The sequence below is a fragment of the Comamonas sp. HJ-2 genome (assembly GCF_053615495.1).
The window spans coordinates 154,169-166,227 of record NZ_JBSIFD010000009.1 but is presented as its reverse complement, the minus strand read 5'-3'; the positions used below and the strand labels follow the sequence as shown (position 1 = coordinate 166,227).

15 protein-coding genes are annotated in these 12,059 nt (G+C 61.0%); 9 read left to right on the top strand and 6 right to left on the bottom strand.

Going from position 1 to position 12,059, the window contains the following annotated elements; all coding sequences use genetic code 11:
• The first annotated feature begins 32 nt into the window (after positions 1-32).
• Positions 33-539, top strand: coding sequence for a peroxiredoxin (locus ACWGXF_RS08790; RefSeq protein ID WP_003065420.1), 507 nt, complete (start codon positions 33-35; stop codon positions 537-539).
• A gap of 116 nt (positions 540-655) precedes the next feature.
• On the opposite strand, the gene ACWGXF_RS08785 is transcribed toward ACWGXF_RS08790, so the two are convergent.
• Together ACWGXF_RS08785 and ACWGXF_RS08780 are read right to left on the bottom strand one after the other, a co-directional pair.
• Positions 656-1,144 carry a GNAT family N-acetyltransferase gene (locus tag ACWGXF_RS08785; RefSeq protein WP_003065419.1) on the bottom strand — a complete coding sequence of 163 codons (489 nt, stop codon included), beginning with the start codon at positions 1,142-1,144 and terminating at the stop codon, positions 656-658.
• 83 nt (positions 1,145-1,227) lie between these two features.
• On the bottom strand, positions 1,228-1,932 hold the full coding sequence (locus ACWGXF_RS08780) for a cytochrome b/b6 domain-containing protein (RefSeq protein WP_256629617.1): 705 nt from the start codon (positions 1,930-1,932) through the stop codon (positions 1,228-1,230).
• A gap of 137 nt (positions 1,933-2,069) precedes the next feature.
• Here ACWGXF_RS08780 and ACWGXF_RS08775 point away from each other — a divergent pair, with 137 nt between their 5' ends.
• Positions 2,070-2,516, top strand: a complete 447-nt coding sequence (locus tag ACWGXF_RS08775; RefSeq protein WP_003065417.1) for a c-type cytochrome — start codon at positions 2,070-2,072, stop codon at positions 2,514-2,516.
• 198 nt (positions 2,517-2,714) lie between these two features.
• Here ACWGXF_RS08775 and ACWGXF_RS08770 read toward each other — a convergent pair whose 3' ends face one another.
• Complete coding sequence (locus ACWGXF_RS08770) at positions 2,715-3,227, bottom strand: TlpA disulfide reductase family protein (RefSeq protein ID WP_039050689.1); 513 nt, start codon at positions 3,225-3,227, stop codon at positions 2,715-2,717.
• 151 nt (positions 3,228-3,378) lie between these two features.
• Here ACWGXF_RS08770 and ACWGXF_RS08765 point away from each other — a divergent pair, with 151 nt between their 5' ends.
• From ACWGXF_RS08765 to ACWGXF_RS08745, 5 genes are all read left to right on the top strand, one after another.
• Complete coding sequence (locus tag ACWGXF_RS08765) at positions 3,379-3,942, top strand: hypothetical protein (RefSeq protein ID WP_087865513.1); 564 nt, start codon at positions 3,379-3,381, stop codon at positions 3,940-3,942.
• Between the two features lie 97 nt (positions 3,943-4,039).
• Complete coding sequence (locus ACWGXF_RS08760; protein ID WP_003065414.1) at positions 4,040-4,495, top strand: PTS sugar transporter subunit IIA; 456 nt, start codon at positions 4,040-4,042, stop codon at positions 4,493-4,495.
• Complete coding sequence (locus tag ACWGXF_RS08755) at positions 4,464-4,733, top strand: HPr family phosphocarrier protein (protein ID WP_034359051.1); 270 nt, start codon at positions 4,464-4,466, stop codon at positions 4,731-4,733. Before ACWGXF_RS08760 ends, ACWGXF_RS08755 begins: the two co-directional genes overlap by 32 nt.
• A gap of 205 nt (positions 4,734-4,938) precedes the next feature.
• A complete protein-coding gene (ptsP, locus tag ACWGXF_RS08750; protein WP_039050687.1) occupies positions 4,939-6,714 on the top strand; it encodes a phosphoenolpyruvate--protein phosphotransferase in 1,776 nt (591 codons plus the stop codon).
• Positions 6,715-6,756: 42 nt separating this feature from the next.
• Positions 6,757-7,806, top strand: a complete 1,050-nt coding sequence (locus ACWGXF_RS08745) for a YwqG family protein (RefSeq protein WP_012836774.1) — start codon at positions 6,757-6,759, stop codon at positions 7,804-7,806.
• A gap of 487 nt (positions 7,807-8,293) precedes the next feature.
• Here the strand turns inward: ACWGXF_RS08745 and lipA are convergent, their stop codons facing one another.
• From lipA to ACWGXF_RS08730, 3 genes are read right to left on the bottom strand one after another with little or no spacing between them, the layout of a single operon-like run.
• Positions 8,294-9,274 carry a lipoyl synthase gene (gene lipA, locus ACWGXF_RS08740; RefSeq protein WP_003059385.1) on the bottom strand — a complete coding sequence of 327 codons (981 nt, stop codon included), beginning with the start codon at positions 9,272-9,274 and terminating at the stop codon, positions 8,294-8,296.
• Between the two features lie 10 nt (positions 9,275-9,284).
• Positions 9,285-9,977, bottom strand: coding sequence for a lipoyl(octanoyl) transferase LipB (lipB, locus tag ACWGXF_RS08735; RefSeq protein WP_256631298.1), 693 nt, complete (start codon positions 9,975-9,977; stop codon positions 9,285-9,287).
• Between the two features lie 41 nt (positions 9,978-10,018).
• Positions 10,019-10,336, bottom strand: a complete 318-nt coding sequence (locus ACWGXF_RS08730; RefSeq protein ID WP_003065410.1) for a YbeD family protein — start codon at positions 10,334-10,336, stop codon at positions 10,019-10,021.
• A gap of 378 nt (positions 10,337-10,714) precedes the next feature.
• Here ACWGXF_RS08730 and ACWGXF_RS08725 point away from each other — a divergent pair, with 378 nt between their 5' ends.
• Together ACWGXF_RS08725 and atpB are read left to right on the top strand one after the other, a co-directional pair.
• Entirely contained in the window at positions 10,715-11,179 is a 465-nt protein-coding gene (locus ACWGXF_RS08725; RefSeq protein ID WP_003065409.1) for an ATP synthase subunit I, read from the top strand.
• 14 nt (positions 11,180-11,193) lie between these two features.
• Positions 11,194-12,057: a F0F1 ATP synthase subunit A gene (gene atpB / locus ACWGXF_RS08720; RefSeq protein WP_003065408.1), complete on the top strand. Its 864-nt coding sequence runs from the start codon at positions 11,194-11,196 to the stop codon at positions 12,055-12,057.
• The last annotated feature ends 2 nt before the right edge of the window (positions 12,058-12,059 follow it).

Below are 12,059 nucleotides of genomic sequence, written 5' to 3'. Positions count from 1 at the left end.
GCGGTCCGTGCTTTGCAACAAAGGAGATAGTCATGATTAAAGTTGGTGATGCCCTGCCCGCAGTGACCTTGATGGAATATGTGGAAGTGGAAGGCAATGGCTGCAGCCTTGGTCCCAACCCCGTGAAGCTGCCCGAGGCTCTGGCCGGCAAGACTATTGCCGTGTTTGCCGTGCCCGGCGCATTCACGCCCACCTGCTCCGAAAAGCATCTGCCAGGCTATGTGGCCAAGGCTGAAGAGCTCAAGGCTGCGGGCGTGGACGAAATCTGGTGCCTGGCCGTGAACGATGCTTTCGTGATGGGCGCCTGGGGCCGCGATCAGAAGGTGGCCGGCAAGGTGCGCATGATTGCCGACGGCGATGCGGCATTCGCCAAGGCGACCGGCCTGACGCTGGACCTGAACGGCAAGGGCCTGGGCCTGCGCGCCAACCGCTTCTCCATGCTGGTCAAGGACGGCAAGGTTGCGACCCTGAACGTGGAAGCTCCCGGCAAGTTTGAAGTCAGCGATGCTGGCACCATGCTGGCTCAAGCCAAGGCTTGATGGCTGAAGCCCTGAGCCGCTGCGCGCGGGAGTGACGCTCTCGCCGCAAGGCGGCTTTGCGCGGCGTCACAGAAAAAAGGCATTGCCAAACTGGCAATGCCTTTTTGCATTCGGGCTCAGAAAAGGTCGGCCTTGAGGTAGTGTGCGCCTGGAAGCGGATTGTGATAGTAGGGTTCGATGGGCTCGAAGCCCAGGTCCACATACAGCGCGCGGGCAGACTCCATATCGTCCAGTGTGTCGAGCAGCACATGGTCATAGCCAGCCTGGCGGGCAATATCGAGCATGGCTTCGGCCAGTTGACGCCCGAGGCCAAAGCCACGAAAAGCCTTGCGCACGAACAGGCGCTTCATCTCAGCGGCATTGGGGTAGTCCGAGTCGTCAAGAGGACGCAGTGCGCAGCAGCCCGCAATGCTGCCATCCACGCGAGCCAGCAGAATCTGTCCACGGGGCGCAGCATATTCGCCAGGGAGGGCGGCGAGTTCGGATTCGAATCCTTGAAATTCCAGGTCGATGTTCAGGCTGTCCGCATACTCCTGAAAGATCTGGCGCACAGCACCTATTTCCTCCAGGCTGGGCGTCAGCAAGTCCACGGCAGGCTTGTCCACGGCAACTAGGCAATGATGAAAGAAGGCCCAGTGTAGCGGCAAGTGCTTTACATGGTTAAAGCCGCTGCCTGCAGCGTCAGAACTCAGAAAGCAGCACTCTGCCCCAGTTGATGGACCCACCAGGAAAGAGAGCTTGCCACCACGGCCAGCAGCGCAGCCAGAACCCGGGTGCTGGCGGTGTCGCGGCTCGCAGCAACGGGTTCCTCCAGCAATTTGTCGCCCGTGACCATGGCCGGGGCCAGTTTGTCGCCCTTGAGGCTGTAGCCGATGAGGGCCAGCAGATGCAGTGCGACCAGTGCGTAAATCAGGTACTGGCCCCAGTGGGCGTGGTAGTTGGTGGCCTTGGAGATCAGCTCGCCAGAGACAAAACGCGTCAACGGTCCGCTGAAGGCAATTTCATCATCGCTCATCAGCCCGCTTGCGATTTGCGCCATCAGCACGATTAGCATCGCGATCACGGACAGTGAACCCAGGGGGTTGTGGCCTGCGCGGTCCTGCGTGGTCGAAGTGCCGCGCATATAGCGGCTCATGGCTGCCGCAGAAGGGATGAAGCTGCCAAAGCGCGACCAGTACCCGCCCACCCAACCCCAGAGAATGCGAAAGATCAGCAAGGCCAGCACCACCTGTCCCAGCAGCAGATGCCAGTTCATGGCATTGCCGCCCATCTTGGCAGTGACCACCAGGGCCACGATGCAGATTGCCAGCAGCCAGTGAAACAGGCGGGTGGGCAGGTCCCAGATCCGAATTCTGTGGATTTCCGTGGAGGCTTGTGTGGCGGACTCTGTCATGGCTTTTTCATGGCTGATGGACCCGGACATTGTGCCCTGGCAGGGCTGCAAGCCCAAATCGCGGCCTTTGGGTGACTCTGCCATACTGGTCGGGCAGCCGCCTGCGGCAGGCTGCAGAACCAAGAAAGGATACCCCGATGAAAGCTTTTTCCACTCTGGCATTCGCTGCTGTGGTTGCCACCGTGGCCCTGCCTGCCTCGGCACAGTTCGCCAAGGCTGAAGATGCCATCAAATACCGCCAGAGCGCCTTGAGCGTGCTGGGCACGCATTTCGGTCGCCTGGGCGCCATGGCCAATGGCAAGATGCCCTTTGATGCCAAGAGCGCGCAGGAAAGTGCGGAAATTGTGGCCTTCATGTCCAAGCTGCCCTGGGCCGGCTTCGGCGCCGGCACCGAAGGCGGCAAGGCCAAACCTGAGGTGTGGAAGGAGCAGGCCAAGTTCCATGATCTGTCGGGCAAGATGGAAGCAGAAGTCGTCAAGCTCAACGCTGCCGCCAAGACCGGAAATCTGGACAATCTCAAGACGGCTTTCGGCCCGGCCGCCAATAGTTGCAAGAGCTGCCACGACAGCTTCCGGAATAAGTAGCCCCCTGAGCCGCTGCGCGGCTTCCCCAGGGGACAGCATCTTCGCCGCGGAGCGGCCTTTGCTCGATGCTCCAGGCATGAAAAAACCGACCAATGGTCGGTTTTTTTTGTGAGCTGCTGTCGCTTGCTATTTCTATGTTTTAGGCACTTTTGATGTTGAAGTGACCTGCTATAAAGCGTTGCGAGCTATGGTTTTTAATCAAGCTGCAGCCGGTTCTGCCAGCAGCTTCTCGATCAGCTTGTGCAGTTGCTCAAAGTCGGGTGCGCCGATATAGCGCTTCACGATCTCGCCGCGCTTGTTGACGATGAAGGTGGTGGGGGTGAGTTGCACATCGCCCCATGCCTTGGCCACGTTGCCGGTGTTGTCCAGCGCGACCTGGAAGGGCAGCTTGCGCGATTCGACGAAGTTCACGACATAGCTGGGCGGGTCGTAGCTCATGGCCACGGCCAGGGTGTCAAAGCCCTTGCCCTGGTACTTCTGGTAGGTGCTGATGATCTCGGGCATCTCTGCCACGCAGGTGGTGCAGCTGGTGGCCCAGAAGTTCACCAGCGTCACCCTGCCCTTGAGGTCGGCGGTGGTTTTCTGGCTGCCGTCCAGCAGCACAAAGGTGGATTGCGGCGCCGCGGCTTGCCCTGCGCCCGAATACACCCAGGCCCCGACGCCGATGACGGCGGCCGCCACAATGCCTGCGATCCAATGTTTGCTTGCCATAGAGATTGATTGTGCACAAATCTTCAGCACCTTGCTGATCTGTGGTTTGGTGTGTCAAACACGCCGAAAGTTCAGTTCTTACTGCTTGACCCACGGGTCAACCCTAGGCTTGCGTGACAAGTCGGGCCCGTGCCGCTGCCGATAATGGGCCATGAAGAAAACCGGACTCTGGGCTGCGCCGCTACTGGTCAGCGGTGCGCTGCTGGCCGCCTGCAGCCCGGCACTGAACTGGCGTACCACCCAGCTCAAGGATGCGCCGCTGCAAGCACTCTTGCCCTGCGATGCGCAGACGGCCAGCCGCCCTGTCGATCTGGGCCTGGGCCAGGTGCCGCTGTCGGTGGTGGGCTGCGAGGCCCGGGGCGCGACCTATGCGGTATCGCATTTTGCCGTGGCCGAGCCCGCCCGCGCGGCCGAGGCTCTGACGTTCTGGCAGCAGGCGGTGCTCAAGCAGCTGAAGTCGGCAGACGGCGTCGCGACAAAGCTCAATGTCAAGGGAGACGGTCCATGGGTGCCCAAGGGGGCGCTGAATCTGCCGCAGTCCTTGCGCATCACGTTCGAAGGCCAGGGCCCGAGCGGACAGAAGGTGGTGGGGCATGGCCTCTGGTTCGCTCGCCTGGAAGGCGGCGGCGCCAGGGTCTATCACGCGGTGATTTACGCTGACAAGGCCATGCCTGCAGAGGCCGAGCTGTTTTTCTCGGGCCTGCAGTTGCAATAAGCCCGCATCCAGATCATGACCCTTGCGCTTCATCCACCTCATTGCCCTTGTTGACGGCGGCGACAAGCCATAATTTGCTATCAAGAACTGTGACTACATGACCACGCGCATTCTTTTGCTCACTCACGCTCCTCTGGCCGCTGCATTGCGCGAATGCGCGCTGCATGTGTTTGCCGATAGCGCTGACGACTTGCTGGCCCTGGACGTGCCTTCCGATGAGGCGCCCGAGGCCACGCTGGAGCGTGCCCTGGCCATGCTGGTGGCGCATGGCGGGCTGGATGCACCGACACTGGTGCTGACCGATCTGTTCGGTGCCACACCCTGTAACGTGGCCCAGCGTCTCACGGGCCTGTTGCAGGCCAGGCTGGTGGCGGGCGTGAACCTGCCCATGCTTTTGCGCTCCATAGGCTATCGGCATGAGCCGCTGGATGCCCTGGTCTCACGGGCCATGGTGGGCGGCAGCCAAGGAGTGATGCAGGTAGCCGGCAGTTCCCGACAAAATCAAAGCGCACGACCTTCTAATGATCAAGACCAATATCACCATCAGCAATAAATTGGGCCTGCATGCCCGTGCATCGGCCAAGCTCACCAAGCTGGCCGGCAGCTTCCCCTGCGAGGTCTGGCTGACCAAGGGCGAGCGCCGCGTCAATGCCAAGAGCATCATGGGCGTGATGATGCTGGCGGCAGGCATAGGCTCCGAGCTGGAGCTGGAAACCGATGGCGCACAGGAGCAGGAAGCCACGGATGCGTTGGTGGCCCTGATCAACGACAAGTTTGGCGAAGGCCAGTAAAGGCTGCTTCACCTGTGCCGCGGCTTGACCGCGCGCAGGTGGCAGCTTGACGATTAGCTCTTTTGATAGCAGGCAGGGTCTTGCTGTCAATGAAGTAGAGCGGCTTTGATGCTGTAGTGCAGCGATAGTTGGCGCTGACTGCTGCAAAAACAAGAGCAAGAAGCAAGCAAAAAGCAATCGCGAAATTCGCGAAAGGGCATTCGCTATGACATTTGCCATCCACGGCCTGGCCGTCTCCCGAGGGGTTGCCATCGGGCGCGCGGTCGTTGTGGCCTCCAGTCGCATGGAGGTGGTGCACTACTTCATCCGGCCCGATCAGGTGGAGTCGGAGATCCAGCGTGCCCGCACGGCACGCAATGCGGTGATTGACGAGTTGCGCCGGCTTCAGGAAGAAATGCCCAAGGATGCGCCTGGCGAGCTGGATGCGCTGCTCGATGTGCATCTGATGCTGCTGCAGGACCAGGCACTGGCCGAGGCCATTCGCAACTGGATATCCGAGCGTCTCTACAACGCCGAATGGGCGCTGACCACGCAGCTGGAAATCGTCTCGCGCCAGTTCGACGAGATGGACGACGAGTACCTGCGCGAGCGCAAGGCCGATCTGGAGCAGGTCGTGGAGCGCATTCTGCGCCACATGAAGGGCGCGGCCAGTCCGCTTGCGCAGGTTGCACCACCTTTGGCTCCAATGGGCGCCGTGCCTGCAACCGATGGACAGCAGCTGCCTCTCGACGTCACCACGGAAACCCCGCTGGTGCTGGTGGCGCAGGATCTGTCGCCAGCGGACATGCTGCAGTTCAAGAGCAAGGTCTTTGCGGGCTTCATCACAGCCGTGGGCGGCAAGACCAGCCACACGGCCATCGTCGCGCGCAGCATGGACATTCCGGCCGTGGTTGGCGCGCGGGCCGCAAGCCAGTTGATTCGCCAGGACGACTGGGTCATCATCGACGGCAACGAGGGCGTGGTCATCGTGGACCCCACGCCCATCATCCTGGCGGAGTACAGCTTTCGCCAGCGCCAGACCGAGCTGGAGCGCGAGCGCCTGACCCGTCTGCGCTACACGCCGTCCCTGACCATGGATGGGCAGAAGGTGGAGTTGCTGGCCAATATCGAGCAGCCCAGCGACGGGGCTGCTGCCGTGCGTGCTGGCGCAGTCGGGGTGGGGCTGTTCCGTACCGAGTTTCTGTTCATGGGGCGCAGCGGCAATCTGCCCGGCGAGGAAGAGCAGTACCGTGCCTATCGCGAGGCCATAGACGGCATGCAAGGCATGCCGGTCACCATTCGCACGCTGGACGTGGGGGCCGACAAGCCGCTGGACAAGGCTCAGCCCAAGGACTACTACCTCAACCCCGCGCTGGGCCTGCGCGCCATACGCTGGAGTCTGGCCGACCCCGTGATGTTCCGCACCCAGCTGCGCGCCATTCTGCGCGCGGCAGCGCATGGGCAGATCAAGCTGCTGTTTCCCATGCTGGCCCATCGCAGCGAGATCGAGCAGACCCTGGCCCAGCTGCGCCAGGCGCAGCATGAGCTCGATGTGCGCGGCGTGGCCTACGGCCCGGTCAAGCTGGGCGCCATGATCGAGATCCCGGCGGCCGCCCTGACGGTACGCAGCTTTCTCCAATATTTCGACTTTCTGTCCATAGGCACCAACGACCTGATCCAGTACACGCTGGCCATCGACCGTGCCGACGAAACCGTGGCCCACCTCTACGACCCCATGCATCCGGCCGTGCTGCGCCTGGTGGCGGAGGTCATCGCAGCGGCCAATGCCGCAGGCAAGGAAGTCAGCGTTTGCGGCGAAATGGCCGGTGATCTGAGCATGACCCGGCTGCTTTTGGGCCTGGGGCTGCGCAGCTTTTCCATGCACCCCGCGCAGATTCTGGCCGTCAAGCAGGAGGTGCTGCGTGCGGACTCCAGCAAGCTGGCACCCTGGGCCAGCGAGGTACTGGGCAGCGAATGCCCTGCGCAGATGCTGGCGCCCTGAAGAACCCAGGGAGCGGCCTCGAGGCAGGCAGAAAAGGGATGGATGAATTACGCACATTCGCAGGAAATCGCCCGTGCGCTTGAGCCGGTGCTGGAAGATGCAGCGCTTGCGCAGCAACTGGCTGAACAAGCCAGGCCGGCCGTGTGGCTGCAGACCACAGCGGTGGAGGATGAAGCGGAGATTGCGTCCGGCAGCACCAAACTTGGCGGCTGTCCCGACCTGCCAGCCGGTGTGGCCTGGCCCGAGCGAGGGCGCTATCCGGACCATGAGCAGCGGGTGAAGCCCCATCGCGAAGACAGCCTTGCTCCCGACAGCCGCTGGCGATGGGCCAGACCCGAGCAAGTACTGCTGTTTCGCAAAGAGGCCTTGCAGCACGTCGCAAGGCTTGAAAGCACTTTTCCGCTGAGCTTTGTGGCGCAGATCAACTTCGCCGAAGCCCGCTCCGCCGGGACTCTGGATGCGGATTTCCCCGAGTCCGGGCTGCTGTCCGTCTTCTACGACCTGATGGAGCAGCCCTGGGGTTTCAATCCTGCCGATGCCTGTGCGCTGAAGTTGATCTTCTCCGAGGGCGATGCCGAGCTCGAGCGGCGCCCGCAGCCGCCGGCGCTGCTAGAGCTGCCCGATCATTGCCGGCTCGCACCTATGGCCTGCGAACTGCATGCCTGCATCACGGCCTTGCCCCTGGAGAGCGCTCAGTGGGATTCGCAGGGCCTGGCGCTTGACGAGGAGCAGCGTGACCGCTTTGTCGAATGGTGGTTCGATGACGCACAAAACGCTGCCAGCAGCGGCGGAGAGGACAGCGGCTGCCATCGCATCGGCGGCTGGCCCACGCCTGTCCAGGGTGATATGCAGACCGAATGCGCGTTGGTTGCTGCAGGGCATTACTGCGGTAATGGCGATGCCTACGCGGACGAGGCCACGCGGGCCGTACGCGATACCGCAACGCAGTGGCTGTTGCTGCTGCAGATCGGCAGCGATGAAAAAGGCGGCATGGGCTGGGGCGATGGAGGCCAGGTCTATCTGTGGATGCGCCGCGACGACCTGCGCGCACGTCGCTTCGACCGAGTGCGGCTGGTGCTGCAGTGTTGCTGAGACCCGCCTGCGCCGTGGCTGCAGGTGCCAACGGTTGCGAAATGGCCGCAAAACAGGTGTTTGGAGATTTCTTTTTGTGGAAAACGAAAATTAATTGATATTGATTCTCATTTGATGTTACTATCCATCCCAGCTTGCAGCACAGGACTCTGGTGGGGTATCCAGCGCTGCATGGCTCAGTTTCATCGTGGGGCGACTCGTCGGGCCTGTTCAGCCTGCAGTCGTTTTTGCCAGCCAGCGGTTTGCCGGTTAGCCAGGCGTTTTTTCGATGTAAACAGTGGATTATCAAAATTCATAGCTTTTAGCGCATGATCTGCAACGATACTGCTATGAATTGGCTATGTAAGCTTTGCCAGAAAAGCGCAGCAAGCTCCTTATTCAGGAGCTTTATTTTTGGCAAATACTGGAGCGTGCAGTACTGCTCATGGCATCCGGGCATGAAAAAAGCAGCCACAGGGGCTGCTTTTGTGAGTGCTGTCTTCGGTGCTCAGACGCCGGCGGCATGGGCCTGCTGGTCGGCGTGGTAGCTCGAGCGCACCATGGCGCCCACGGCGGCGTGGGTGAAGCCCATCTTGTAGGCCTCCTGCTCGAACATCTTGAAGGTATCGGGGTGCACATAGCGGCGCACGGGCAGGTGGCTGTTGGTGGGCGCCAGATACTGGCCGATGGTCAGCATGTCGATGTTGTGGGCGCGCATATCGCGCATCACCTGCAGGATTTCCTCGTCCGTCTCGCCCAGGCCCACCATGATGCCGCTCTTGGTCGGCACATCGGGGTGCAGTTCCTTGAACTTCTTGAGCAGGTTGAGGCTGAACTGGTAGTCGGAGCCGGGGCGTGCTTCCTTGTACAGGCGCGGCGCGGTTTCCAGATTGTGGTTCATCACATCGGGCGGAGCCGACTTGAGGATTTCCAGCGCGCGGTCGTCACGGCCGCGGAAGTCGGGCACCAGGATCTCGATCTGCGTCTCGGGAGAGAGCTCGCGGATGTTCTTGATGCATTCCACAAAGTGGCCCGAGCCGCCGTCGCGCAGGTCGTCGCGGTCCACGCTGGTGATCACCACGTACTTCAGGCGCAGCGCGGCAATGGTGCGCGCCAGGTTCAGCGGCTCGTTCACGTCCAGCGGATCGGGGCGGCCATGGCCCACGTCGCAGAAGGGGCAGCGGCGCGTGCACTTGTCGCCCATGATCATGAAAGTGGCCGTGCCCTTGCCAAAGCACTCGCCGATATTCGGGCAACTGGCTTCCTCGCAGACCGTGTGCAGATTGTTCTTGCGCAGAATGTCCTTGATTTCGTAGAAGCGCGTGCTGGGGCTGCCGGCCTTGACGCGGATCCATTCCGGCTTTTTGAGGACTTCGGCCTGCTCCACCTTCACGGGGATGCGTGCCAGCTTGGCAGCAGCCTTCTGCTTGGCCAGCGGGTTGTAGTTTTCGGCGGACTGCGCTTCGCGCACGACTTCATTGGTGCTCATGATCTTGCCTTCAGGGTGAGAGACGCGCCTTCAGCTGGCGGCCCAGCACGGATGCGGCCTCGTCCCAGGTTGTCTGTACGCCGATTGTAGAAAGGTCCACCGTCCTCAGCCCTGCGTATCCGCAAGGGTTGATTCGCAAATAAGGTTCCAAATCCATATCGACATTGAGGGCCACTCCGTGGTAGGTGCTGTGGCGGCTGACCTTGATGCCCAGGGCGGCAATCTTGCCCAGACCCTCGAAATGGGGCTCGGGTGCCGGGCTGCCCGGTTCGCGATGTTGCGGACGCTGCTCCAGCATGGCATGGCTGCGCGGATCGTCCAGGCGCACATAGATGCCGGGGGCGCCTGCCACGCGGTGGCCGGTGACGCCGAAATGCTCCAGCGTGCGGATCACCGCATCTTCCAGCCGGTACACATACTCTTTGACGAAGTAGCCCATGCGCTGCAGATCCAGCAGTGGATAGGCCACCACCTGGCCGGGGCCGTGATAGGTCACCTGGCCGCCACGATTGGTGGCCACCACGGGAATATCGCCGGGGTTCAGAACATTTTCAATTTTGCCGGCCAGCCCCTGGGTGAAGTGGGGTGAGTGCTCGCATACCCATACTTCGTCACGTGTGGCCGAGTTGCGTGTGCGCGTGAACTCCTGCATCGCGGCCACCGTTGCTTCATAGCCGGTGCGCCCCAGAAAGCGCAGATCCATGGCTTCGGGGGGCTGCAAGGCGGAAGCAATCGGGCTGTTGCTCACAGCACGACCTTCACCAGGGGGTGAGAGGTCAGTGCGCGGTAGGTATCGTCCAGCTGTTCGCGGCTGGTGGCCGTGATGGTGATGGTCACGCCCAGGTAGTTGCCGCCGGAGCTGGGGCGCAGCTCCACCGTGCTGGCGTCAAAGCTGGGGTCGAATTTTTCGGCGATCTTGGTGATTTCATGCACCAGATGCTCATTCTTGACGCCCATCACCTTGATGGGGAACTGGCTCGGATACTCGATCAGCGAATCCTTGCGCGGGTCTTCTTGCTGGCCGTTCTCGTTGGCGGCAGATGGGTTGGGCGTGTCGCTCATGAAGAGTCCTTGGCTGGAATGAAAAATTGCCGTTGGTGAAACAGCCGGTCAATGAGTAAGAAAGATTGTGCGCCACGCCGGGCAGCCCTGCGCGCGTGGGCCTAATCCATGGCTTGGCGAGGCCGGCAAACCGGCAAAGCCCCTGGCAGGCGGCAGACAATTCAGGGTAATCAGGTATTTCAATTAGGGCACACTCGCGCCGCACCAAAGCTGAGGGTGGCAGATGTTGTCACTCAGCGACAACCCTCAGGTCTTGTCAAAGACGTTTTGCGCATGACAGTATCAACCCCTATCTAACGACGGGGGTTTTTACTTATAATCAGAGGCTTTGTAAAAAAGTCTTGCCTGGTCAGCGGTGTGAAAGAAAACATGACAAACATGCCCGCTGATTTTCAGGATGAGGACGAAGTTGAAGACTTCAAGCCCCTGACTGCACAAGAAGCCTCTGCATGGCGTTCGCGCTTTCCGCAGGTTTCGGTCTGGCGCATCGTCATCGTTCAGACGCTGGTCGGCGTTATCGTGGCTTTGCTGTCGTGGTTGATGACGGGGCGTGCAGCCGCAGGCTGGTCGGCGGCGTATGGAGCGCTGGCGGTCGTGTTGCCCGCAGCGCTGTTTGCAAGAGGTGTGGTTCGTCAACGGCCGGGAGGTGCCGGGGCGGCCATGGCGGGGATTTTCGGTTGGGAACTGGTGAAGCTGGTGCTGTGCATCGCGATGCTGGCGGCTGCGCCAAAGCTGGTTCCCGATCTCAGTTGGCTGGCGTTGCTGGCCGGTTTGATTGTTGTGATGAAAACGTATTGGGTTGCACTGCTGGTGCGATCCAGTGTCCGAAAAACTGAAGCTTAAGAAGAGAGTTGACGATGGCCGCTGATGCGCACGCCCCAACTGCAAGTGAATACATCGTTCACCACTTGCAACACCTGCAAAACATCAAGCAGAAGTCCGTCATTGATTTCTCAGTCATCAACTACGACTCGATCGTGGTGGCTGGCGTTCTGGGTCTGCTCGGCATCTTCGTGCTCTGGCTGGCTGCCCGCAAGGCGACTTCCGGTGTGCCCGGCCGCTTCCAGGCCGCCGTGGAAATCCTGGTCGAGATGGTGGACAACCAGGCCAAGGCCAATATCCACAACGCCCAATCGCGCAAATTCATCGCTCCTCTGGCACTGACCGTCTTCGTCTGGATCTTCCTGATGAACGCCATGGACATGCTGCCCGTGGATCTGCTGCCCTATCTGTGGCAAGGCGCTACCGCCGACGAACACGCCTATCTGCGTGTCGTGCCTACCGCCGATCTGTCCACCACGCTGGGCCTGTCCTTCGCCGTGCTGGTCCTGTGCCTGTTCTACAGCGTCAAGATCAAGGGCATGGGCGGCTGGGCGCATGAACTGGTGACTGCACCGTTCGGCACTTCCAAGAATCCCGTCTTCGCCCTGATCCTGGGCGTGGTGAACCTGCTGATGCAGGTGATTGAATACGTTGCCAAGACCGTGTCGCATGGCATGCGACTGTTCGGCAACATGTACGCTGGTGAGTTGGTGTTCATGCTGATTGCCCTGATGGGTGGTGCGGCGGCTATGTCGCTCTCTGGTGTGTTGCTCCCCGTGGGGCACATCATTGCAGGCTCTATCTGGGCAATCTTCCACATCCTGGTGATTACCCTGCAGGCCTTCATTTTCATGATGCTGACGCTGATTTACCTCGGCCAGGCACATGAAGCTCACTGACC